This is a genomic window from Streptomyces sp. NPDC090445 (assembly GCF_044769385.1).
GTDB lineage: Bacteria > Actinomycetota > Actinomycetes > Streptomycetales > Streptomycetaceae > Streptomyces.
On the sequence record NZ_JBIVXV010000007.1, the window covers coordinates 125819 to 149010 of the forward strand.

The window sequence follows — 23192 nt, forward strand, 5'->3', positions numbered from 1 at the left end:
GACCGAGGGACTGACACGCCATGACGGCCACCGCCCCCGCCCCCTCCACGGCCCGCGACCGGGCCGCGGCACTCCTGCCGCGGCTCGCGCTGGTCCTCGCAGCCCTGTTGGCGACCCTGTTCACCGCGGCCGCCCCGGCCACGGCACACGCCGCACTCACCGCGAGCGACCCCAAGGAAGGGGCGGTGGTCGCCACGGCCCCCGCCCAGGTCACCCTCTCCTTCTCGGAACAGGTCGCCATGGGCGACGACTCGATCCGCGTCCTGGACCCCCGGGGCAAGCGCGTGGACACCGGCGAACTGCGCGACATGTGCAGCGGATCCACCGTCCGCTACGGCACCGCCCTGCACTCCGGCCTGCCCGACGGCACGTACACCGTCGCCTGGCAGGCCGTCTCCGCCGACAGCCATCCCATCTCGGGCGCCTTCACCTTCTCCATCGGCGCCCCGTCGGCCACGAGCGTCACCCTGCCCGACCGACAGGCGGGCGGCGGTCCCGTCGGCATCGCGTACGGCATCGCCCGCTACGCCGCCTACGCGGGCTTCACCGTGCTGGTGGGCGGCTGCGCCTTCGTCCTGGCCTGCTGGCGGCGGGGCGCCGCGCAGCGGCCGGTCCAGAAGCTCGTCCTGCGGGCCTGGGTGACCCTCACCGCGGCCACGCTCGTGATGCTGCTGCTGCGCAACCCGTACACCGGGTCCGGGGAGTTCGCCGACGCGTTCGACCTGGGCGGCCTGAAGGCCGTGCTGGAGACCAAGACCGGTGCCGCCCTCGTGTCCCGGCTGTTGCTGCTCGGGGCCGCCGCGCTCTTCATCGCCGTGCTCTTCGGCAGCTACGCGCGACGGCAGGCCGACGCCGGCGCGGCCGAGGGAACTGACGGGGGCAAGAGCGCTGACAAGGCCGACGACACCGACAAAGCCGAGGGCACCCACAAGACCGAGGGCGCCGACGAGACCGAGGGCGCCGACGAGACCGAGGGCGCCGACGAGAAGGACACCGCCGACCTCTTCTTCGGCCTCTGCATCGGCGGCAGCGTCGTCGCCTCCGGCATCGCCGCGACATGGGCCCTGTCCGAACACGCCTCCACGGGCATCCAGCCCGGCATCGCCATGCCCGCCGACATCCTGCACCTGCTGGCCGTGGCCGCCTGGCTCGGCGGGCTGGCCGCACTGCTCGTCGCGCTCCACAGGGTCCCGGGCATCGAGCGCGACGCCGTCCGGCGCTTCTCCCGGCTCGCGTTCACCGCGGTCCTGGTCCTCGCCGTCACGGGCGTCTACCAGTCCTGGCGCCAGCTCGGCAGCTGGACGGGCCTCACCGGGACCGAGTACGGACGGCTGCTGCTGCTGAAGGTCGGGCTCGTGGCCGTCATCGTCGGCATCGCTTCCATCTCCCGGCGCTGGACCGCGCGGCTGGCCGAAGCACCGGCCGCGCAGTCGGTCGAGGAGCCGGTCGAGGAACCCGCCAAGGCCGCTGCATCGAGCGGTGTTTCACGTGAAACATCCAAGACCCCCGCCAAGGCCCCCGAAAACCCCGAGGTACCCGAGGACCCGCAGCGCGCCGCCCAGCTCGCCCGGCAGCGTGCGGCCGTGCGGAACGCCCGCGAGCGGCAGGCTCGCGACGCCGACCCGAACCGGGCCGGCCTGCGCCGCTCCGTGCTCGCCGAGGCGGGCGTGGCCGTCGCGCTCCTCGCCGTGACCACCCTGCTGACCAGCACCGAGCCCGGGCGCACCGTCGCGCAGGAGACAGGTCGCGCGGCGGGCGCCACCACGGCGGTACCCGACCGCGCCGTCAAGATCACCTTGCCGTTCGACGCCGGCGGCGCGAATGGCAAGGGCTCGGTCCGACTCCAGCTCGACCCGGGCCGGGTCGGCGCCAACACGCTCCACCTCTGGGTCGAGTCCCCTGACGGCAACCCCCTCGACATCCCCGAGATCAAGGTCGCCTTCACCCTGTCCGCCAAGGACATCGGCCCCCTTCCGCTCGTGCCCGAACGCGTGGGTCCCGGACACTGGAGTGCCTCCGGTGTCCAGCTGCCTCTCGCCGGGGAGTGGCGGATCGACGTGACCGTCCGTACCTCCGAGATCGACCAGACCACCGTGCAGAAGACCGTGAAGATCGGCTGACCAGCGTGACCGAGAGCAACACCGACATCGCAATCTCCCGCCGCCGGCTGCTGGGCACCGTCGGTGCCGCGGGCGCCGCCGGGCTCGCCCTCGGCGGCGCCGGCGGCGCGCTCGTGCAGTCCGCCCTGGCCGACGGGCAGTCCGGAGCGGCCGGCGCGGCCGCCGACGGCACCCGCCTGTCCTCGGTGGGTGCCACCCGGGTCGCGTTCCATGCCGACCACCAGGCCGGCATCACGACGCCGCTCCAGGCCAAGGGCCATGTACTCGCCTTCGACCTGGCCCCCGGCGCCGGTCGCACGGAGGCCGCGGCCCTGCTGCGCCGCTGGTCCGACACCGCCCGCCGGCTCATGGCGGGCGAGACCGCGCCGACGGCGGACACGGGCATCGCCCTCGACTCCGGTCCGTCCTCCCTGACGGTGACCTTCGGCTTCGGCCACTCCTTCTTCGACCGCGCCGGTCTCGCCGACCGCCGCCCCACGGCACTGGACCCGCTGCCGGAGTTCTCCTCCGACCGGCTCGACCCGCAGCGCAGCAACGGCGACCTGTGGGTGCAGATCGGCGCCGACGACGGCCTCGTCGCCTTCCACGCGCTGCGCTCCCTCCAGAAGGACGCCGGGGACGCCGCCCGCATCCGTTGGCAGATGAACGGCTTCAACCGCTCGCCCGGCGCCACTGCCACCCCGATGACCGCCCGCAACCTGATGGGCCAGGTCGACGGCACCAACAACCCGAAGCCCGCGCAGCCCGACTTCGACAAGCGGATCTTCGTGCCCGCCGCCGGGCCCGGTCCTGCCGAGCACGCCTGGATGGGCGGGGGCTCGTACGCCGTCGTCCGGCGCATCCGGATGCTGCTGGACGAGTGGGACAAGCGGTCCCTCGCCCAGCAGGAGCAGGTCATAGGCCGGACCAAGGCCACGGGCGCGCCGCTCACGGGCGGCACGGAGACCAGCCGGATGGAGCTCGACAAGCTCGGATCGGACGGCAAGCCCGTCATCCCCGCGAACGCCCACGCCCGGATCTCCGCCCCCGAGCAGAACGGCGGGGCTGCGATGCTGCGGCGCCCCTTCTCGTTCCACGACGGGATCTCCGCCGACGGCGCCCCCGACGCCGGGCTGCTGTTCATCTGCTGGCAGGCCGATCCGCTGCGCGGCTTCGTGCCCGTACAGCGGAAGCTGGACCGCGGGGACGCCCTGTCGGAGTTCATCCGGCACGAGTCCAGTGGTCTGTACGCCGTGCCGCCCGGGCCGCGCGACGGGGAGTACGTGGGGCAGCGCCTGCTCGAAGGGTGAACAGCGCCCCCTCGCGGCGGGTGCCCGGCATTAGGCTGATCGCATGTCGGCCACCCGCTTCACGTATCTCGGTCCCGAGGGCACCTTCACCGAAGCCGCCCTCCGCACACTGCCGGAAGCCGCGACCCGGGAGCTCGTCCCCATGGTGTCGGTGCCGGCCGCCCTGGACGCCGTGCGCAATGGGGAGGCGGCTGCGGCGCTGGTGCCGATCGAGAACTCGGTGGAGGGCGGTGTCACGGCCACCCTGGACGAGCTGGCCTCCGGCAAGCCGCTGATGATCTACCGCGAGGTGCTGCTGCCGATCACCTTCGCGCTGCTCGTGCGGCCCGGGACGGAGCTGTCGGACATCAAGACCGTGACCGGGCACCCGGTCGCCCAGCCGCAGGTGCGCAACTGGCTGCGGGCAAACCTGCCCGACGCGGTGTGGGAGTCGGCCGCGTCGAACGCCGACGGGGCCCGGCTGGTCCAGGAGGGCCGTTTCGACGCGGCCTTCGCGGGCGAGTTCGCGGCCGCCACCTACGGGCTCGTCCCGCTGGTCACCGAGATCCACGACGCGCAGAACGCCGAGACGCGGTTCGTGCTGGTCGGCCGGCCGGCCCGGCCCGCCGCACCGACCGGTGCCGACAAGACCTCGGTCGTGCTGTGGCTCGGCGACGACCACCCCGGCGCGCTGCTGGAGCTGCTCCAGGAGTTCGCCGTGCGCGGGGTCAACCTGATGCTGATCCAGTCCCGGCCGACCGGCGAGGGCATCGGCAACTACTGCTTCGCGGTCGACGCCGAGGGCCACGTCTCCGACCGGCGGGTGAGCGAGGCGCTGATGGGTCTCAAGCGGACCTGTCCCCAGGTGCGGTTCCTCGGCTCCTATCCCCGTGCCGGGGTCACCCGCGGTGACGTGCGCGATCCGCGGGCGGGGACGTCGGACGGCGACTTCACGGCTGCTTCCGACTGGCTGGCCCGCTGCCTCGACGGCCGGCCTTAGCCTGCGCCCCGATCCGCCCACTGTCCACAGAGTTATCCACAGGGCGAGGAGAAGACCTGTGGACTAGTCGACAGTCGGGGGCCGCAAGGTCGACATATCGGTCGGCGGCTCAGGTTTCGCGCGGAAGAGCGGGGGATGAACGGCGTCACCCGCGCATCACCGGCCAACTCTTTGGAGCGAGCCATTCCCACCCGAATGAGTGTGTGAGGGCGGTTTGAACCTTGAATCGCGATGACCACCCAGTGGACGGGATTGGTCTAATTCTGTGTCCACAGATGCAGCGCACAGCCTGTGGACAACTCTGCGGGCTGGGCAATTCCTGTGGACAAGACGTGTCGACGGTGGCCCCGCCCACGTCCGAATGATGGGACGCACCCCCCTCCCGGGAATCGGCGGCTTTTGCCGACCGGCGGAGAACGGTCACTTCCGGTCGGCCGAGGAGAGTTTTCCATTCGCGGCAATTAGGGCATAGCGACACGCAGCGTGATATCGGTGTGAGCCCGGGAAGCCCAGACCGGTAGCCTGGAGGGGTGATTGACCTTCGGCTGCTCCGTGAAGACCCTGACCGTGTCCGCGCCTCGCAGCGCGCCCGTGGAGAGGACGTCGAACTCGTCGACGCCGTACTCTCCGCCGACGAGCGCCGCAGGTCCTCCGGGATGCGCTTCGACGAACTGCGCAATGAGCAGAAGTCGCTCGGCAAGCTCATCCCCAAGGCCTCGCCCGAGGAGCGCGCGGAGCTGCTGAAGAAGGCCGAGCAGCTCAAGACCGACGTCAAGGCGGCCGAGGCCGAGCAGAACGAGGCCGACGAGGCCGCCCGGACCCTGCTCCTCAAGCTCGGCAACGTCGTCCACCCGGACGTCCCGGTCGGCGGCGAGGAGGACTTCACCGTCCTCGAGACGCACGGCACGATCCGCGACTTCGCCGCCGAGGGCTTCGAGCCCAAGGACCACTTGGAGCTCGGCGAGGCGCTGGGCGCCATCGACGTCGAGCGGGGCGCCAAGGTGTCGGGCTCGCGCTTCTACTACCTCACCGGCGTCGGCGCCCTGCTGGAGCTGGCCCTGGTCAACGCGGCGATCGCGCAGGCCACCGAGGCCGGGTTCACTCCGATGCTCACCCCGGCGCTGGTGCGCCCCCGGGCCATGGAGGGCACCGGCTTCCTCGGCCAGGCCGCCGAGAACGTCTACCACCTGGAGAAGGACGACTACTACCTGGTCGGCACCTCCGAGGTCCCGCTCGCCGCGTACCACATGGACGAGATCATCGATGCCGAGAAGCTGCCGCTGCGGTACGCCGGCTTCTCGCCGTGCTTCCGCCGCGAGGCCGGCACCTACGGCAAGGACACCCGCGGCATCTTCCGCGTCCACCAGTTCGACAAGGTCGAGATGTTCTCGTACGTCGCGCCGGAGGACGCCGAGGCCGAGCACGCCCGCCTCCTCGCCTGGGAGAAGCAGTGGCTGACCAGCCTGGAGCTGCCGTTCCAGGTGATCGACGTCGCCAGCGGTGACCTCGGCGCCTCCGCCTCGCGCAAGTTCGACTGCGAGGCGTGGATCCCGACGCAGGGCAAGTACCGCGAGCTGACCTCCGCCTCGAACTGCGACGGCTTCCAGGCCCGCCGCCTGTCGATCCGCGTCCGCGACGGCAAGAAGACCCAGCCGCTCTCGACGCTGAACGGCACGCTGTGCGCCGTGCCGCGCACGATCGTCGCGATCCTGGAGAACCACCAGCAGGCCGACGGCTCGGTCCGGGTCCCCGCCGTGCTCCGCCCCTACCTGGGCGGCCGCGAGGTCCTGGAGCCGGTCGCCAAGTGAGCCCGGTCCCGTTCCCGTACAAGCTCGTCGCGACCGATCTCGACGGCACGCTCCTGCGCGGCGACCACACCATCTCCGAACGCACCCGGGAAGCGCTCACCGCGGCCACCGCGGCGGGCGCCGTCCACATCATCGTCACCGGCCGGGGCGTGCCCTGGACCCGGCGCGTGCTGGACGACCTCGGCTACCGGGGGATAGCGGTCTGCGGCCAGGGCTCGCAGGTCTACGACGCAGGAGCACACCGGCTGCTGACCTCGGTCACGCTGGACCGGCAGCTGGCCGGCCTGGCCCTGTCGAAGCTGGAGGCCGAGGTGGGTCCGCTCGCGCTGGCCGCCAGCCGTGACGGAGTGGACGGCGACGTGCTGATCGGTCCCGGCTACCGGGAGCAGGGGAACCTGCCGGCCGTGTACCTGGACGACACGGCCGCGATGTGGTCGGCTCCGCTGAACAAGCTGTACATCCAGCACCCGGAGCTCGACGACGACGCCCTGGCCATGGTGGCGCGGCAGACGGTCGGCACGCTGGTCGACATCGTCGTGTCCGGTCCGGGGATAGTGGAGATCCTGCCGCTCGGCCTGACCAAGGCCACCGGGCTCTCCCTGGCCGCGCGCCGGCTGCGGGTGAAGGCCGCCGAGACGATCGCCTTCGGTGACATGCCCAACGACATCCCGATGTTCGGCTGGGCGGCACACGGCGTGGCCATGGCCAACGCCCATCCGGAGCTCAAGGCGGTGGCCGACGAGGTCACGACCTCCAACGAGGAGGACGGCATCGCCGTCGTGCTGGAGCGCCTGCTGGGCGCCGCGTAAGGCGCCACCACGCGCGGACGGCGCGTACGTGCAGATGTGAGGGTCCGGGGCAGCCCGCGCCGAACGGCGCGCTCGAAGTGGCTGCCCCGGACCTTTTGTTCTCCCCGCACCACCCACTCTGCCCGGGGCGGAAGCCCCTTACCAGTGATTTTCGGCGCCGCGCGCCTCGGCCGCCGGCGCGGGCCCGGAGCCGGGGGCGCCCTCGTCATGTTTCACGTGAAACATGGTCAGGAGGACGGCAGGGGCGCTGGTTTCGGGTTCTGAGCCGGTGCTCCACGGGAGCACGGCTGTGCCCCGCCTGGCCGGGTGGGCCGGGCGGGGCACAGGGGTTCCGGGATCGTTCCGGGCTCGTGCGGCTGAAGCCGGGGTCGTCCTACTCCTCGCCTGCGAGGGTGAGGCGGCGCAGCTTCTGCCCTGCGTACAGGGTGGCGCCGACGGTGACCACCGTCAGGAGGGTGACCGCGGTGGGCAGGGCGACGGTGGCGTCGACGTAGCCCTCGCCGGCGACCTTCTCGGCCAATGCCAGGGCCCACTGCTGGACGCTGAGGGTCTTGGCGCCGGAGACCAGGCTGCCGAAGAGGGACTCCCAGATCAGGGCGTAGACGAGGCCGAAGACCACCGCGTGCCGGCTGACCGTGCCCAGCAGCAGGAACAGGGCGCTGTAGGCGATGGAGGCGACCAGCGTGGCGACGGTGTAGGCGACGGCGATCTGCTGGCCGTTGTTGTTGAGGATGAAGCCGGCGATCAGGGTCGGGAGGGCGGAGAAGGCCATCGTGACGGCGATCGCGACGATCAGCTTGGTCATGATGATCGTCGGCCGCTTCACCGGCTTGGAGAGCAGGTAGACGATCGAGCCGTCGTCGATCTCCGGCCCGATGGCGCCGGTGCCGGCGATGACACCGATCAGCGGAACCATCGTCGCGAGCGCGAAGCCGCCCAGCAGGTCGGCGGCGATCTTGTCGTCCAGGCCTGTGAAGACGCGGACGGCTGCGGAGATGACGATCAGCATGGCCGGCAGCGCGAAGAGGATCAGCGCGCGGCGGCGGCCGAGCAGGGCGCGGTAGGTGAGCCGGGCCACGGTGGGGTTGTACATGGGTGCCAGCTCCTTCAGGCCGCGACGAGGTAGGAGAAAACCGACTCGAGGGACTCGTCGGAGGGCGAGACCGTGAACAGCCGGATGCCGTGGGCACGGGCGACCTGCGGCAGCAGCTCGGTGAAGCGCCCGAAGTCGACCGCCTGGATGCGCAGGGCACCCTCCTTGACGTCGACCTCGATCCCGGCCGTGGACGGATCGGCGATCAGGGCGGCGGCGAGGGCCCGGTCGTCGGAGGAGCGGACCAGGTAGCGGTGCGGGCGGTCCGTCATCAGGCGGCGGATCTTGCGGAAGTCGCCGGAGGCGGCGTGCCGGCCGGCGACGACCACCTCGATGTGGGAGGCGAGCTGCTCGACCTCCTCCAGGATGTGGGAGGAGAACAGGACGGTGCGCCCCTCCTCGCCCATGCGCCGCAGCAGGTCCATGAGCTGCATGCGCTGGCGCGGGTCCATGCCGTTGAACGGCTCGTCGAGGAGGAGCACCGACGGGTCGTGGACCAGTGCGGAGGCCATCTTCACGCGCTGGCGCATGCCCTTGGAGTAGGTGGCGATCTTGCGGTCCTGGGCGTACTCCATCTCGACGGTGGCCAGGGCGCGCTGCGCGGCGGCGTCGTCGAGGCCGTGGAGTTCGGCGTTGGCGACGACGAACTCCCGGCCGGTGAGGAAGTCGTACATGGCCTCGCGCTCGGGCACGACGCCGATCTGCCGGTAGGCCTGCTCGTTGCCCCAGATGGCGGCGCCGTCGAGGGTGACGGTGCCCGTGGAGGGGGCCAGGAAGCCGCCCATCATGTTGATGAGCGTGGACTTGCCGGCGCCGTTGGGCCCGAGCAGTCCGGTGACCCCGGGGCCGATGCACATCGTCACGTCGTTGACGGCGACGACGTTCCCGAACCAGCGGGAGGTGTGGTCGATGTCGATGGTGGTCACAGCCCGGCCTTCCGGTAGCGCGCCATCAGGGCGGCGTACGAGCCGACGATGAGGGCGAGGATGACGAGCAGGTAGACGAAGCCGACCCCGGCCGAGGGGCCCTCGCCGCCGGGGAAGGCGGAGGTGGCGCCGAGGAACGCCGTCTGCATGCCGTCGATCAGGGTGATCGGGGAGAACAGGCCCATCCACTCGATCGGGGCGGTCTCCCCGGCGCTGTAGGCGACGCCCTGCACCGCGGTGACCGCGCCGTAGGGGATCAGCAGCAGGGCGATGATGCCGGCGACGCCGAACCCGCGGCGGGGGGTGAGCGCGGCCACGACCAGGCCGAGGCCGGCGAACAGAACCGAGAGCAGCAGCACGGAGACCAGCCCCTGCGCGAACCCCTTGGTCTGGTCCGCGAAGTCGAATTTGGCCAGCAGCGAGCCGATCCACATGATCAGCAGCGGTGTGGCGGTGAGGACGAACAGGGCCGAGGCCATCGCCGCGTACTTGGCGAGGACGTAGTCGACCCGCTCGATCGGCCGCGAGAAGTACAGCGGCACGGTCTTGAACCGCAGGTCTCGGGAGACCGATTGCGGTGCCTGCGAGGCAAGGTAGAGGCCGATGACCATCTGGGTGGTCAGGGCGTACGTCGTGTACTTGATCGGCAGGTCGGTCGACCCGGGCACCGCGATGGCGATGGCGACGATGATCAGCGCGGGGATGCACATCACCGCGAAGAGGATCATCGGGAGGACCTTGGACTTGGCCGAGCGGCCGAGTCCGTACGCGCCACGCAGGGACTGCGAGTACAGCGAGGTGCGCGCGTAGGAGCGGCCGAGCCGGGCGCCTTCGTAGGACCGGTAGCCGATGTTGTGGATCCGGGTGGAGGTCTCAGGCGCCATCGGTACCGGGTCCCTTCCGCTGGTCGTTGTCGCGGAAGACCTCCGCGATGTGGTGGCGTCGCTGTTCCATGCGGACCAGGCCGAGGCCGAGGCCGGCGACGGTGTCGACGATGGTGTCGTAGGTGCTCTCGCCGGTGGCCTCGACGAGCAGGATGTGGCCCGCGCCGGGCAGGCCCTGCTCCTCGCCCGGGTGCAGGACGACGCCCGCCGCGGTGAGCGCGGCGCGCAGGGCGGCGGTGCCGTCCGGGTGCGCGTCCGAGTCGGTGACCTCGACGGCGACCGTTGCGGTGCTCTGCATGAAGTCGCTGGTGGAGCTGGAGCGCAGCAGCTTGCCTCCGTCGACGACCACGACGTGGTCGCAGGTCCGCTCCAGCTCGCCGAGGAGGTGGGAGGTGACCAGCACCGAGATGCCGAAGTCGGTGTACACGCGGCGGATCAGGCCGAGCATCTCGTCGCGGCCGACCGGGTCGAGGCCGTTGGTGGGCTCGTCGAGGAGGACCAGCTGGGGGTCGTGGACGAGCGCCTGGGCGAGCTTGACGCGCTGCTTCATGCCGGTGGAGTAGCCGCCGATGGGGCGGTAGCGCTCCTCGTACAGCCCGACGTGACGCAGGGTGTCGGCGGTCCGCTCGCGGGCGGCGGTCGGCGGGAGCCCGGACATGCGCGCCATGTGCACGACGAACTCGGTGGCCGAGACGTCGGGCGGCAGGCAGTCGTGCTCGGGCATGTAGCCGACCCACTCCCGGATGGCGCTGCCGTGCGTCGCGACGTCGAGGCCGAGCACGGAAGCGCGCCCCTCGGTGGCGGGGGACAGGCCCAGCAGAATCTTGATCAGCGTGGACTTGCCGGCCCCGTTGGCGCCCACCAGGCCGGTCACTCCCGGGCCGATGTCCAGGGAGAGCCGGTCGATGGCGGTCACTCGGGGGTACCGCTTGGTCAGGCCTTCGGCCGCGATGACAGTCACGGCTTCGACGGTAGTGGCGCGTCCACCGCCGGTCGTCAGACTTGGAGCGCGATCCGGTATCAGCCTTCAGGACTACGAACCCTGACGCACGGCTGATGTGCACCGGACAACTTTGTCCACAGGTCCACGCACGGCCCTTGACGCGACCTCCGGCCATTGTCACATTCATCAGTGTCAAGTTACGGGCGGTACGGCTCTACGGACGGACGGCTATGGGTGGGGACACGAGGCAGCGCACCACACGGCTCACCGGTCGGCTCGCCGCCGACCTCCGCGGTTTCAGAGAGGTGCAGCGCCTCGCGTACGAGTGCGCCGAGGCCGTGGCGGCACAGCTGCGGCCGGGCGTGACCGAGCGCGAGGCCGCGCGGATGCAGCGGGAGTGGCTGCGCGAGCGCGGTGTGCGGGACTGGTTCCACCTGCCGTTCGCCTGGTTCGGGGACCGCACCGCCTTCGCGGACTTCAGGATCCCCCTGCAGTTCTTCCCGACCAACCGGAAGCTGGAGCCGGGGATGCCGTTCATCCTCGACATGGCACCGGTCCACCGGGGGTACGCGGCCGACATCGGGTACTCGGGCAGCCTCGGGCTGAACCCGGTGCAGGACCGGCTGATGTCCGACCTGCGCGCCCACCGGGAGCTGATCCTCGAACAGGTCCGCGAGCGCCGCTCGCTGCGCGAGATATACGAGAACGTCGACCGGCTGATGGTCCGGCAGGGGTACGCGAACCGGCACCGCGCCTACCCCTTCGGCGTGATCGCTCACAAGATCGACCGGGTGCGGGAGCGGCGCTGGTCCCCGACCGCGTTCGGGTTCGGGGTGCAGTCCCTCAAGGGGCTGGCCTCCGATGCGCTGCACGGACACCGGGAGGGCTGGTCCCCGCTGTGGAGCCCGTACCGCTTCTCCGACCACTCCCCGCAGCCGGGGATGTGGGCGGTGGAGCCGCACCTGGGGTTCCGGGGCACCGGCGCGAAGTTCGAGGAGATCCTGGTCGTCACGGACTCCCGGGATCCCGAGGAGAGCGCGTTCTGGCTGGACGACGATCTGCCGCACGTGCGGCGCTGGGCCGAGGAGGGAGCAGCATGAGCGGCGTGGAGCGCAAGGGCGGGGTGACGGGTGTGAACGGGGTGAACGGGGTGGACGGCGTGGACGGGATGGACGGGGCGCGCGGGACGGGGCTGGCGGGAGCGCGCGAGCGTCGGGTGAGCACCGGCGGGATCGACCTGTGCGTGGTCGAGCTCGGGGACACGGCCCGGCCGACCGTGGTGCTGGTGCACGGGTACCCCGACAGCAAGGAGGTCTGGGCGGAGGTCGCCGAGCGGCTCGCGGCCCGCTTCCATGTGGTGCTCTACGACGTACGCGGCCACGGGCGCTCCACCGCGCCCGTGCCGCTGCGCGGCGGGTTCACGCTGGAGAAGCTGACCGACGACTTCCTGGCGGTGGCGGACGCGGTCAGCCCGGAACGCCCGGTGCACCTAGTCGGCCACGACTGGGGCTCCGTACAGGGCTGGGAGTTCGCGACCGTCGCCCGTACCGAGGGCCGGATCGCCTCCTTCACCTCCGTGTCGGGCCCCTCCCTCGACCACTTCGGGCACTGGATCAAGAAGCGGATGAGCCGGCCCACCCCGCGCCGGGCCGCCCAACTGCTGGGCCAGGGAGTCAAGTCCTGGTACGTCTACATGCTGCACACCCCCGTCCTGCCGGAGCTCGCCTGGCGCGGGCCGCTCGGCAAGCGGTGGCCCGGCATCCTGCAGCGCGTCGAGAAGGTGCCGGCCGGCTCGTACCCGACGCCCTCGCTGCCCTCGGACGCGGCGCACGGGGCCTGGCTCTACCGCGACAACGTGCGGTCCCGGCTGAGCCGCCCCCGCGACGACGCGTACGCCCACGCGCCGGTTCAACTGATCACGCCGACCGGCGACGCCTTCCTCTCCGAGAAGCTCTACGACGATCTGGAGCGGTGGGCCCCCGACCTGGTGCGGCGCACCCTGTCGGCCAAGCACTGGGTGCCCCGGACCCGCCCCGACCAGCTGGCCGCGTGGATCACCGAGTTCGTCACCGCCCGCGAGGAGCCCGCCGCACGGGCCCCGGAGGACAAGGCCCCGGGGAAGTACGCCGACTGGTTCGGGGGCCGCCTGGTCCTGGTCACCGGCGCTGCCAGCGGCATCGGTCGGGCCACCGCCTTCGCGTTCGCCGAGGCCGGGGCCAGGGTGGTGTGCGTGGACCGGGACCCGGAGGGCGCGGCGCGCACGGCCGACATGGCGCGGCTCATCGGGGCCTCCGAGGCCTGGGGCGAATGCGTGGACGTCAGCGACGAGCAGGCGATGGAGAAGCTCGCGGCGAAGACCGCTGCCGAGTACGGCGTGGTGGACGTCCTGGTCAACAACGCCGGGATAGGGCTGTCGGGCCCGTTCCTCCAGACCACGGCGGAGGACTGGAAGAAGGTCCTCGACGTCAACCTGTGGGGCGTCATCCACGGCTGCCGGATCTTCGGCAAGCAGATGGCCGAGCGCGGCCAGGGCGGACACATCGTCAACACCGCGTCGGCCGCCGCCTACCTGCCGTCCCGGACCCTGCCCGCGTACAGCACGTCGAAAGCGGCGGTGCTGATGCTCTCGGAGTGCCTGCGCGCCGAACTCGCCTCGCAGTCGATCGGCGTCTCGGCGATCTGCCCGGGCATCGTGAACACCGGCATCACCGCCACGTCCCGGTTCGCCGGGGTGGACGCGGCCGAGGAGAAGCGCCGCCAAGAGCGCGCCTCACGGCTGTACGGACTGCGCAACTTCCCGCCGGAGAAGGTCGCCGACGCGATCCTGCGGGCGGTCGTGCGCAACGAGGCGGTGGTCCCGGTGACACCGGAGTCCAGGGGCGCCCTGTGGATGTCCCGCTTCGCGCCGCGCGCCCTGCGGCGGCTGGCCCGGATGGAACCCCGGCTGTGAACGGGGGCCGCGCGGCCGTGTACCCCTCATTCCGGCGGTCGTACCATCCCTCGCAGGAGGGCTCGCTGCCCAGGCGGGGCCGGGCCGCCATGTCGTAGGGAGCCGGGATTGTCCGATCAGGCAGCAGCCGAGTACCGGATCGAGGATCTGGCGCACCACAGCGGGGCCACGGTGCGCACGATCCGGGCGTACCAGGACCGTGGCCTGCTGCCGAAGCCGGAGCGGCGCGGCCGTTCGAACGTCTACCGCGACACGCATCTGGCACGGCTGCGCCAGATCGCCGACCTCCTGGACCGCGGCTACACCCTGGCCTCCATCAAGGAGCTGCTGGAGGCCTGGGACGCGGGGCGGGGTCTCGGCGGCGTCCTGGGGCTCGTCGCCGAGGTGAACGGACCGTGGACCGACGAGGAGGCGGCCCGGGTCAGCCGGGCCGAGCTGGACGAGCGCTTCGGCGGCACGTCCGACGACGCCGCCGTGAACGAGGCCTGTGAGCTGGGTGTGCTGGAGCGCATCCCGGGCCGTCCGGAGGAGTTCCTCGTCCCGTCGCCGCAGGAGCTGGCGGTGGCAGCCGAGCTGTACGCGGCCGGGGTGCCGCTGCCCGCGATCACCGGGCACCTGCGGGAGCTGCGCGGGCAGGTGGAGCACATAGCCTCCCGGTTCCTGGAGTTCACCACCGAGCACGTCTTCGCGCGCTACCTGGGGCAGGTGCCGCCGACGGATGCGGACGCAGCGGAAGCGGCGGCGCTGGTCCGCCGGCTGCGCCCGCTGGCGCAGCAGACGGTGGATGCCGAGCTGGCCCGGGCCATGCGGCTGTTCGCGACCCGGCACCTGCAGCGGCACCTGGGCGCGGACGGCGTACCCCAGGCATCGGGGCCGGCGGCGGTGGCCCTGCCGGCCGGGACGGTGCGGGCGGTGCAGGAGCTGGTCGGCGCCGAGCACGTGGGGGAGTTCGTCCGGGCGGCGACGGAACGGGAGCTGCAGGCCCGCACGATGAACGACCTGGCACAGCGGGGCGCCCACCGGGGCCCTGCCGACAGCGGCCGGTAGTCCACAGGGCGGATCACTCGTTTACCGCCAAAACCCACCCAACCGGCTGTGGACAAGTCGGGTATTCCTGTGGACAACCCTGTGGACGACTCAACTGACGGCCTCGTACGCAGGTCTGGCGGCGGGGGCTTCCGACATGCCGTCCTCGGCCTCCCGGCCTGCATCCCGGCCCGCGCGGCGGGCCGCGCCGCGCCCCGTACTGCCGTAGAGGAAACCGGCGAGGGCCAGGCCCGCGGCCCCGCCGGCCAGCTGCGCCGCGACGAAGCCCGGCAGCGACTGCGGGGCGATACACGCGAAGGAGTCGCTGAAGGCGCGCCCGACCGTGCCGGCCGGGTTCGCGAAGGAGCCCGAGGAGGTGAACCAGATCGCGCACCCGATGTACGCCGCCACCGCGGCCGGGATGAGCTTCGCGCGCCCGATGCGCTCCAGGCCCTGGATGACGAGGACGAGCCCGGCGGTGGCGACGATCTCCCCGATGAGGAGGTGGCCGCCGCGGACCCGGGTGGAGAAGACACCGGGGGTGCGGCCCACCAGGAGGTGAGGGTGACCACGGGGTTGAGGTGGGCCCCGGACAGCGGGCCGAACAGGGTGATGATCAGACCGAGGCCGACGGCCGATGCGAGTGGGTGTTCGCGGCCGGGCGGCATGGCGGAAAATCGCTGCGGCAGCCGCGGCCGGACCGGCAAGCTGGGCTCATGGACGACAGACGCACCGTGAAGGTGTCCAAATACGTCTCGAAACACCTGCGGCACCAGCCGGAACGCATCGGACTCGTACTCGACCCGAACGGCTGGGTGGAGATCGACGCCCTCCTCCGCGCGGCAGCGGCCCACGGTTTCCCCATCACCCGTGCCGAGCTCGACCACGTCGTCGCCGCCAACGACAAGCAGCGCTTCGCCGTCGACGGCACCCGTATCCGCGCCAACCAGGGCCACACCGTCCCCGTCGACCTCGATCTCCCGGAGGCGGAGCCGCCCGCGTACCTCTACCACGGCACGGTCGGCGCCGCGCTGGACTCGATCCGCGCCGAGGGCCTGCGGCCCATGGCCCGCCACCACGTCCACCTGTCCCCCGACCGCGAGACCGCGACCCGCGTCGGCGCGCGGCGCGGCCGGCCGATCGTGCTCAGCGTGGACGCGGGCGCGATGCACGCCGCCGGGCATGTCTTCCGGGTCAGCGCCAACGGGGTGTGGCTGGTGGACGCCGTCCCTCCGCAGTTCCTGCGCCTGCCGTGACCGCCCCGAATTTCCCAAGAGATTGTCAGCTAGTGCCCCTAACCTGTTCTTCACTCCAAGATCCGTGAGGGGGGCACCTCGCGATCGCCGAACCTTCCCCGTACGCACGCGAGGTGACACCCCATGACGTCCGCATCCGCATCCGCATCCGCATCCGGGCCCGAGGCCCGCACCGACGAGCCGTCGGCCGCCAACTTCCAGGTTGACCTGCGCGGTCTGGTCGACCTGCTCTCCCACCACCTCTACTCCAGCCCGCGCGTCTACGTCCGCGAACTCCTGCAGAACGCGGTGGACGCGGTCACCGCCCGCCACGCGCTCGACCCGGAGGCGGAGATCCGCATCCGCCTGTCGGCGTCCGCGGACCGGGTCACCATCGAGGACAGCGGCATCGGCCTGACCGCCGCCGAAGCCCACTCGCTCCTCGCCACCATCGGCCGCAGCTCCAAGCGCGGCGGCGAGCACGGCCTGGAGACCACCCGCCGGGAATTCCTCGGCCAGTTCGGCATCGGCCTGCTCGCCTGCTTCGTCGTCGCCCGCCAGATCCGCGTCGTCACCCGCTCCGCGCGCGACCCGCAGGCCGCGCCGGTCGAATGGCTGGCGACCGACGACGGCTCGTACACCGTCCGCGAACTGCCCGACGACGCCCGCCCGGAGCCCGGCACCACCGTCGTCCTCCAGGCCCGTCCGGGAGCCCAGGAGTGGCTGGTCCCCGCCAAGGTCGAGCAGCTGGCCCGCGACTACGGCTCCCTCCTCCCGTACGACATCACCTTCGACGACGGCGAAGGCGGCGAGCCGCGTCCCGTCACCGACCGGCCGGCCGTCTGGGACCGCGCGTTCCCCACGCCCACCGCCCGCCGCGTCGCGCTCGCCGGGCACTGCGCGCAGCTCTTCGGCTTCACCCCGCTCGACACCATCGACCTCGACCTGCCCGTCGCCGGGGTCCGCGGCGTCGCCTACGTCCTGCCCGAGCCGACCAGCCCCGCCCACCGGGCCGGACACCGGGTCCACCTCAAGGGCATGCTGCTCACCGAACGGGCCGACAACCTGCTGCCGGACTGGGCGTTCTTCGTCCGCGCCGTCCTCGACACCGACACGCTGCGGCCCACCGCCTCCCGCGAGAACCTCTACGACGACGAGACCCTGTCCGCCGTACGGGAGGCCCTCGGCGCCCGCATCCGCGCCTGGCTGGCCGAGCTCGCCGCCAGCGAACCGGAGCGGCTGGCCGCGTTCCTGAACGTCCACCACCTCGGCGTGAAGTCCCTGGCCCGGCACGACGCCGAACTGCTCGGCCTGATGCTTCCCTGGCTGCCGTTCGAGACCAGCGACGGCTCGATGAGCCTGCAGGAGTTCGCGACCGCCCACACCGAGATCCACTTCACCCGCACCGTCGAGGAGTTCCGCCAGATCGCCCCGATCGCGGCGGCCCACGGCCTCGGCATCATCAACGCCGGCTACACCTACGACGCCGACCTGCTCGCCCTGCTGCCGACCGTACGGCCGGACCTGAAGGTCACCGAGCTGGACGCCGGAGCCGTCACCGAGCGCCTCGACCCCGTCCCGACCTCCGCCGAACTGGCCCTCGCGTCGTTCCTGTCCACCGCCCGCACCCGCCTGGAGCCGCAGGGCTGCGACGTGGTGCTGCGCGCCTTCCAGCCCGTCTCCGTCCCTGCGCTCTACCTCGACGACCGGCAGGCCCGCCAGGAGCGCGACCGAACCGCCGCGCTGGACAGCGCCGACTCCCTGTGGACGGGCATCCTCGGCGCCCTGCGCGGCTCCGCGCCCCGCGCCCGCCTGGTCCTCAACCACCACAACCCGCTCATCCGCCGGATCGCGGCCCTGTCCGACGAGGCGCTGGCCGGCACCGCCGTCGAGTCGCTGTACGGGCAGGCCCTGCTGATGTCCCAGCGGCCGCTGCGGCCGGCCGACTCCACCCTGCTCAACCGGGCCTTCCTCGGGCTCCTGGAATGGGCGACCCACTCCGCCGACGCCCAGGAGGGGCAGCAGTGACGATGATGACGCACGCGGAGATCCAGCGGGGGCTGGCGGAGAACCACAACGCCCCGAACGGGACCGCCCGCAACGCCCATGCCGAGGCGCTGGTCGGTGCGGCGGAGGCCCTCGGCGACGCGGCCCTGTTCCGCGACACGCTGGACAACCTGATCCGCGCCTACCTCTGGAGCTCCGAGTCCTCCAAGATGCTGGTGCCCTTCGCCCGGCTGCTCCAGGAGTACGACAAGGACCCCGGCTCCTTCACCACGTCGGACACCCGTTCCCTGTTCTGGAAGTTCAAGTGGGTGGCGTCGGCCATCTCCGACTCGCCGGAGATCCCGCTGGAGTCGGCCTGGGGCTGGATTGCGGAGATGGAGCGCCGCTACCGGATCGCCGGCTACGGCGAGCGGCCGGTGCGCAAGGCCGAGATGTGGCTCGCCCACAGCACCGGGGACGACGAGCGGGCCGACCGGGCGCACCGGGCCTGGCTGGCGGCGGACCGCGACAGCATGAGCGACTGCCGTGCCTGCGAGCTCAACAGCCAGGGCAACTACACCGCCTGGCGGGGGGACGACGCACAAGCCCTGGAGCACTGGAAGCCGGTGCTGGCGGGCGACCGGACCTGCGCCGAGGAGCCGCACCGGGTGCTGTCCGGCTCGCTGCTGCCGCTGCTGCGCCTCGGCCGCCTCGACGAGGCCCGCGCCCACCACCTGCGCGGCTACCGCATGGCCCGCGGCAACGAGAGCCTGCTGCCGGCGGTCGCCCGGCACATCGAGTTCTGCGCGCTGAGCGGCAACGAGTCGCGCGGTCTGGAGATCCTCGCCGAGCACGCCGCCCACCTGGGCCCGCTCGCCAACGTCGACGACCAGCTGGCGTTCCACGGCGGCATCCTCGTCCTGCTGCGCCGGCTGAAGGAACTCGGACACGGCGACAGCCCGGCCGCCTCCTACGAGGGCGTCCCGCGCACGGTCTCCGAGCTGTACGAGCTGATGTACGCGGGTTCGCTCGCCATCGCCCGCCGCTTCGACTCCCGCAACGGCACGACCCGGACCTCGGACCGGTTCCTCGCCCGGATCGGGGCGCAGCCGCTGGTCGGTGTACTGCCGCTCGGCGTCCGCAGCGCACAGCTGCCGCAGACCGAGGGCACTGCAGCAGCGGTGGGGCCCGTGGCCGCGGTGCCGACGGCGGCGGCCGCGGCCACCCCGGAGGCCGCCTTCACCGATCTGGTGGAGCGGGCCCGGCAGGCGCGTGACCAGGGGCGCCCGGCCGCCGACGGACTCTGGGCGGAGGTGGCCGTACGGATGGACGCCCTCCCGGAGGAGGGCGTGGATCCGCTGGTCGCCGCCGACGTGGCGGACAGCCGGGCGCTGGCCGCCGCACGTGCCGGGGCCCCGGAGGCGGCCGAGCTGCTGGAGGCGGTCCGCGACCGCTACCGGGCCCTCGGACAGGACGAGCGGGCCGCGCTGGCAGAGCTGCGGCTGGCCAGCGTGGCGGGCCAGTGCGGAGCCGAGCCCGACCGGGTCCGCGAGCTGCTGGCCGCGGCTGCGTGGGCTGCCGAGGCGCTGGACCCGGGCGAGCCGCTGCGGGCCCGCCGGATCGCCTCGGCGGAACTGGCCTCGCTCCGGATCGAGCCGTACCTGCGCTCGCGCGAGACCGGCCACGAGCACGCGGATGGGCACGCGCACGGCCATGGGCACGATCATGCGCACGGCCACGACCCGGAGCACGACCGCGGGCAGCGGGAGCTGGCCGCCTTCGCCGAAGCCCACGCGCAGACGCTGCCCGATCTGGCCGCCGACGCCGAGGAGCTGCTGGCCCGGGTCGCCCTCTCCCAGGGCGACCCCGAGCGGGCCGTGGTCCTGCTGGGCTCCGCCGCGCGGCGCGTGGCCGAGGCGGGCCGGCCGTGGCAGGCCGTGGACCCGCTGGTGCTGCGGGCCGGGCTGCTGATGTCGCTCGGACTGCCCGAAGAGGCTGAGGAAGCGGCCCGCTCCGCGGTGGAGTTCACCGTGGAGATCACCGACGCCGAGACGCAGGCGGCCGCACGGCTCACCCTGGCGGACGCCCTGCTGCGGAGGGCCGACGCCGCGGCCGAGGCGGCCGAGCACGCGCTGACGGCGGCGCACTGGTTCGACCAGGCCGGACTGGCGGCCCTCGGCGGGGCGCAGGCACGGTTCGCGCTGGCCACGGCGTACGCCCGGGACGGTCGCGTCCCCGATGCCGCGGAGGTGCTGCAGTCGGCACTGCCCGACCTGCTGGAGCACGGCGATTCCCAGGCCGTGTCCGCCCGGGAGTTCCTCGGCGACCTGCTGCGGCGGCTGAACGAGCCGCGGGCCGCGGCGGAGCAGTTCCTGCTGGCGGCGGAGGTGGCCAAGGACTGGGACGATCCCCGGCCGCAGGCGGACCTGGCCCACTCGGCCGCGGACCAGCTCGCCGCGGCGCAGCTGCCCGAGGAGGCGGCCGCCGCGTACGAGCGGGCCGTGGAGCTGCACCGGATGAACGGCGGCGCGCCGGTCGCGGAGGTGCGGATCCTGCGTTCCCTGGCCTGGCTGGCCCTGCGCGAGGGCGCCTTCGGTGCGAGCGTGGCGCGGGCCCGGTTCCTCATGGACGAGGCGGCCGGGGTGCTGGAGGCCGCGTTGTCCTCCGACCCGGAGGACCCCCGGCTGCGGGCCGAGCTCGCCCAGACCTGGCACCAGTTGGCGCAGGTACTCGACCGGCAGGTGACCGCCGCCGAGCACGTCGACGACGAGTACGGGGAGGACGAGGACGCGCGGCCCGCCGAGAGGCTGGACGCATCGGAGACCTGGGCTCTGCGGCTGGAGGAGATCGGCCTGTGCGAGCAGGCCGCCGCCGTCTATGCGGAGCTGGGCCCGGACCATCTGGAAGACCGGCTGCAGTGCGTGCAGTACGCCGCCTGGACCGAACAGGAGCTGGGGCGCGACGAGAAGGGGATCGCCCGGATGTCGGCCCTGGTGGACGAGCTGCGCGAGCTCCCCGAAGGCACGGCGGACGGCCTGCTGGAGCGTGCCGAGTACACGCTCGAACGGCTGTCGGCCTCCTGAGCCGAGACACCCGGCCGGTACCCCCACGTGGCGGGGGCACCGGCCGGGCATCCGCGGTGGCGGAAACCGGTCAACCGCTCAGCCGGTCACACGCCCAGCTGGTCAGGCACCCAGCTGGGCCAACCCCTCGGTGGCGATCTTCTCGAAGGCGCCCTGGTCGGCGGCGAAGTCGGAGTCCGGGATCGGCGCGTGGATCACGAGCTCGGTGAAGCCGAGTTCCTGATGGCGCCCCGCGAAGTCGACGAAGGCGTCCACGGACGACAGCAGGGTGTTGCGCTCCGGGGTGAACCCGGTCAGCAGGATCTTCTCCATCGGCTCGACATCGCGGCCGATCTCCGCGAAGGCCTTCTCCAGCCGGGTCAGCTGTCCGCGCAGTGCCTCCAGCGACTGCTCGGGGGTGCCGCCCTCGTACAGCTTCGGGTCGCCTGTGGTCACCCATGCCTGGCCGTGGGCCGCCGCGAGCTTCAGTCCGCGCGGTCCGGTCGCCGCGACCGCGAACGGCAGGCGGGGCCGCTGCACACAGCCGGGGATGTTGCGGACCTCGTCCGCGGAGTAGAAGCTGCCTCGCGAGCTCACCGCGGACTCCGTCAGAAGCCGGTCCAGCAGGGGCACGAACTCGGCGAAGCGGTCGGCGCGCTCACGCGGGGTCCAGGGGTCCTGTCCGAGGGCGGTCGCATCGAATCCGTTGCCGCCCGCCCCGATGCCGAGGGTGATCCGCCCGCCGGAGATGTCGTCCAGCGTCATGAGCTCCTTGGCCAGGGTCACCGGGTGCCGGAAGTTCGGCGAGGTGACGAGGGTGCCCAGGCGCATGCGCTCGGTGGCCGCAGCCGCCGCCGTCAGAGTCGGGATCGCGCCAAACCACGGGAGGTCCCGGAAGGACCGCCAGGACAGGTGGTCATAGCTGTAGGCGGTGTGAAAGCCCAGCTCCTCGGCCCGTACCCACTGGTCGCGGCCGCCCTCACGCCACGGTCGTACCGGGAGAATCACAGTGCTCAGACGCAAACTCATGCGTTCGAGACTACGGTGCTGCTACATGTTTCACGTGAAACACAGCCCACGTGACACACAGCTCACGTGACACACAGCCGCCGATGTTTCACGTGAAACATCGCCACCGGGCGACCGGGCGCACCGGGTCCCGGTCCTCCACTGCAGGACCATGGGTGAAGATGGACCGGTGACCTCGGCTCCCCAGCGCCCGGACGGGCCCACCCCGACTCCCCGGCTCATCGCCACCGATCTCGACGGCACCCTGCTGCGCGACGACAAATCCGTCTCGCCGCGCACGGTGGCCGCGCTCGCCTCCGCCGAAGCGGCCGGGATCGAGGTCTTCTTCGTCACCGGCCGACCGGCCCGCTGGATGGACGTGGTCAGCGATCACGTGCACGGCCACGGCCTGGCGATCTGCGCGAACGGCGCGGCGGTCGTCGACCTCCACGCCGGCCGGGACTTCGTACGGGTCCGGTCGCTGCCCCGGGCGACGGCGCTGACGGTGGTGGACACCCTGCGCCTCGCCGCCCCCGGCACGTCCTTCGCGGTGGAGACCACCTCGGGCATCAACTACGAGCCGCTGTACCCGCCTTTCTTCCAGGATCCGGGTGCTCATGTCGCCACCGCGGAGAAGCTGCTGCGCGTGGAGGCGGACGACGTCTCCGCCCCGGTCTTGAAGCTGCTCGCGCACCACCCCGAGCTGGCCCCCGACGAGTTCCTGGCGCTCGCACGATCCGCGGCTGGCGACCACGCCTCGATCACCCGGTCCAGCCCGACCGCCCTGCTGGAGATCAGCGGCTTGGGCGTCTCCAAGGCGAGCACCCTGGCACTGTGCTGCGAGGAGCGCGGGATCTCCCCGTCCGAGGTGGTCGCCTTCGGTGACATGCCCAACGACGTGGAAATGCTCAGCTGGGCGGGCACCTCGTACGCCATGGGCAACGCGCATCCGGACGTGATCTCGGCCGCCTCCGGCCGCACCGTGGCCAACAACGAGGACGGGGTCGCCGTCGTCATCGAGCAGATCCTGGCCGGCCTCGGTCGGCCGCAGCAGCTGCTCTAGACGTCGGAGCA

At 72.2% G+C, this 23192-nt stretch carries 17 protein-coding genes and 1 pseudogene; 12 read left to right on the forward strand and 6 right to left on the reverse strand.

Annotation, left to right across the window (positions count from 1 at the left end; genetic code table 11):
* The first annotated feature begins 20 nt into the window (after positions 1-20).
* The 5 genes from ACIQUT_RS17460 to ACIQUT_RS17480 all read left to right on the forward strand — a co-directional run bounded on the left by ACIQUT_RS17460 (position 21) and on the right by ACIQUT_RS17480 (position 7005).
* On the forward strand, positions 21-2120 hold the full coding sequence (locus ACIQUT_RS17460) for a copper resistance CopC/CopD family protein (protein WP_403563778.1): 2100 nt from the start codon (positions 21-23) through the stop codon (positions 2118-2120).
* Positions 2117-3409, forward strand: coding sequence for an iron uptake transporter deferrochelatase/peroxidase subunit (gene efeB / locus ACIQUT_RS17465; protein WP_403563972.1), 1293 nt, complete (start codon positions 2117-2119; stop codon positions 3407-3409). Before ACIQUT_RS17460 ends, efeB begins: the two co-directional genes overlap by 4 nt.
* A gap of 43 nt (positions 3410-3452) precedes the next feature.
* Positions 3453-4388, forward strand: coding sequence for a prephenate dehydratase (gene pheA, locus ACIQUT_RS17470; protein ID WP_403563779.1), 936 nt, complete (start codon positions 3453-3455; stop codon positions 4386-4388).
* A 530-nt stretch (positions 4389-4918) separates the two neighbouring features.
* Positions 4919-6196 carry a serine--tRNA ligase gene (gene serS, locus ACIQUT_RS17475; protein WP_403563780.1) on the forward strand — a complete coding sequence of 426 codons (1278 nt, stop codon included), beginning with the start codon at positions 4919-4921 and terminating at the stop codon, positions 6194-6196.
* Positions 6193-7005, forward strand: coding sequence for an HAD family hydrolase (locus ACIQUT_RS17480; RefSeq protein WP_403563781.1), 813 nt, complete (start codon positions 6193-6195; stop codon positions 7003-7005). The genes serS and ACIQUT_RS17480 overlap by 4 nt, the downstream gene beginning before the upstream one ends.
* Positions 7006-7378: 373 nt before the next feature.
* Here ACIQUT_RS17480 and ACIQUT_RS17485 read toward each other — a convergent pair whose 3' ends face one another.
* Genes ACIQUT_RS17485 through ACIQUT_RS17500 form a run of 4 tightly spaced genes read right to left on the reverse strand, consistent with a single transcriptional unit; the run spans position 7379 to position 10869 of the window.
* Positions 7379-8098 (reverse strand): ABC transporter permease, encoded by a 720-nt coding sequence (locus tag ACIQUT_RS17485; RefSeq protein ID WP_403563782.1) that lies wholly within the window; start codon positions 8096-8098, stop codon positions 7379-7381.
* 14 nt (positions 8099-8112) lie between these two features.
* Positions 8113-9024: an ABC transporter ATP-binding protein gene (locus ACIQUT_RS17490; RefSeq protein ID WP_403563783.1), complete on the reverse strand. Its 912-nt coding sequence runs from the start codon at positions 9022-9024 to the stop codon at positions 8113-8115.
* The gene (locus ACIQUT_RS17495) at positions 9021-9908 is read right to left on the reverse strand and encodes an ABC transporter permease subunit (protein ID WP_403563784.1); all 888 of its coding nucleotides are present in this window, start codon (positions 9906-9908) and stop codon (positions 9021-9023) included. The genes ACIQUT_RS17490 and ACIQUT_RS17495 overlap by 4 nt, the downstream gene beginning before the upstream one ends.
* Positions 9898-10869: an ABC transporter ATP-binding protein gene (locus tag ACIQUT_RS17500; protein WP_403563785.1), complete on the reverse strand. Its 972-nt coding sequence runs from the start codon at positions 10867-10869 to the stop codon at positions 9898-9900. The genes ACIQUT_RS17495 and ACIQUT_RS17500 overlap by 11 nt, the downstream gene beginning before the upstream one ends.
* A gap of 212 nt (positions 10870-11081) precedes the next feature.
* On the opposite strand from ACIQUT_RS17500, the gene ACIQUT_RS17505 reads away from it, so the two are divergent.
* The 3 genes from ACIQUT_RS17505 (at position 11082) to ACIQUT_RS17515 (ending at position 14848) form a co-directional block, all read left to right on the forward strand.
* Positions 11082-11951 carry a M24 family metallopeptidase gene (locus ACIQUT_RS17505; protein WP_403563786.1) on the forward strand — a complete coding sequence of 290 codons (870 nt, stop codon included), beginning with the start codon at positions 11082-11084 and terminating at the stop codon, positions 11949-11951.
* A 68-nt stretch (positions 11952-12019) separates the two neighbouring features.
* A complete protein-coding gene (locus ACIQUT_RS17510) occupies positions 12020-13801 on the forward strand; it encodes an SDR family oxidoreductase (RefSeq protein WP_403563973.1) in 1782 nt (593 codons plus the stop codon).
* A 108-nt stretch (positions 13802-13909) separates the two neighbouring features.
* Positions 13910-14848, forward strand: coding sequence for a MerR family transcriptional regulator (locus tag ACIQUT_RS17515; protein ID WP_403563787.1), 939 nt, complete (start codon positions 13910-13912; stop codon positions 14846-14848).
* Positions 14849-14938: 90 nt separating this feature from the next.
* On the opposite strand, the pseudogene ACIQUT_RS17520 reads toward ACIQUT_RS17515, so the two are convergent.
* Positions 14939-15471: pseudogene (locus tag ACIQUT_RS17520) on the reverse strand (hypothetical protein); the annotation flags it as partial.
* Between the two features lie 72 nt (positions 15472-15543).
* On the opposite strand from ACIQUT_RS17520, the gene ACIQUT_RS17525 reads away from it, so the two are divergent.
* The 3 genes from ACIQUT_RS17525 to ACIQUT_RS17535 all read left to right on the forward strand — a co-directional run bounded on the left by ACIQUT_RS17525 (position 15544) and on the right by ACIQUT_RS17535 (position 21131).
* Positions 15544-16083 (forward strand): RNA 2'-phosphotransferase, encoded by a 540-nt coding sequence (locus ACIQUT_RS17525; protein WP_403563788.1) that lies wholly within the window; start codon positions 15544-15546, stop codon positions 16081-16083.
* 123 nt (positions 16084-16206) lie between these two features.
* On the forward strand, positions 16207-18090 hold the full coding sequence (locus ACIQUT_RS17530; protein WP_403563789.1) for an HSP90 family protein: 1884 nt from the start codon (positions 16207-16209) through the stop codon (positions 18088-18090).
* Positions 18087-21131: a tetratricopeptide repeat protein gene (locus ACIQUT_RS17535; protein ID WP_403563790.1), complete on the forward strand. Its 3045-nt coding sequence runs from the start codon at positions 18087-18089 to the stop codon at positions 21129-21131. Before ACIQUT_RS17530 ends, ACIQUT_RS17535 begins: the two co-directional genes overlap by 4 nt.
* 102 nt (positions 21132-21233) lie before the next feature.
* Here ACIQUT_RS17535 and ACIQUT_RS17540 read toward each other — a convergent pair whose 3' ends face one another.
* Positions 21234-22139, reverse strand: a complete 906-nt coding sequence (locus ACIQUT_RS17540) for an LLM class flavin-dependent oxidoreductase (RefSeq protein ID WP_403563791.1) — start codon at positions 22137-22139, stop codon at positions 21234-21236.
* A 151-nt stretch (positions 22140-22290) separates the two neighbouring features.
* On the opposite strand from ACIQUT_RS17540, the gene ACIQUT_RS17545 reads away from it, so the two are divergent.
* Positions 22291-23181: a Cof-type HAD-IIB family hydrolase gene (locus ACIQUT_RS17545; RefSeq protein WP_403563792.1), complete on the forward strand. Its 891-nt coding sequence runs from the start codon at positions 22291-22293 to the stop codon at positions 23179-23181.
* Positions 23182-23192: the final 11 nt, after the last annotated feature.

Bases quoted from the DNA above. Each gene is read 5' to 3' on its own strand.
- ACIQUT_RS17460 (WP_403563778.1), top strand. From the start codon at position 21: ATGACGGCCACCGCCCCCGCCCCCTCCACGGCCCGCGACCGGGCCGCG.
- pheA (WP_403563779.1), top strand. From the start codon at position 3,453: ATGTCGGCCACCCGCTTCACGTATCTCGGTCCCGAGGGCACCTTCACC.
- ACIQUT_RS17485 (WP_403563782.1), bottom strand. From the start codon at position 8,098: ATGTACAACCCCACCGTGGCCCGGCTCACCTACCGCGCCCTGCTCGGC.
- ACIQUT_RS17495 (WP_403563784.1), bottom strand. From the start codon at position 9,908: ATGGCGCCTGAGACCTCCACCCGGATCCACAACATCGGCTACCGGTCC.
- ACIQUT_RS17505 (WP_403563786.1), top strand. From the start codon at position 11,082: ATGGGTGGGGACACGAGGCAGCGCACCACACGGCTCACCGGTCGGCTC.
- ACIQUT_RS17510 (WP_403563973.1), top strand. From the start codon at position 12,020: ATGGACGGGGCGCGCGGGACGGGGCTGGCGGGAGCGCGCGAGCGTCGG.
- ACIQUT_RS17525 (WP_403563788.1), top strand. From the start codon at position 15,544: ATGGACGACAGACGCACCGTGAAGGTGTCCAAATACGTCTCGAAACAC.
- ACIQUT_RS17530 (WP_403563789.1), top strand. From the start codon at position 16,207: ATGACGTCCGCATCCGCATCCGCATCCGCATCCGGGCCCGAGGCCCGC.
- ACIQUT_RS17540 (WP_403563791.1), bottom strand. From the start codon at position 22,139: ATGAGTTTGCGTCTGAGCACTGTGATTCTCCCGGTACGACCGTGGCGT.
- ACIQUT_RS17545 (WP_403563792.1), top strand. From the start codon at position 22,291: ATGGGTGAAGATGGACCGGTGACCTCGGCTCCCCAGCGCCCGGACGGG.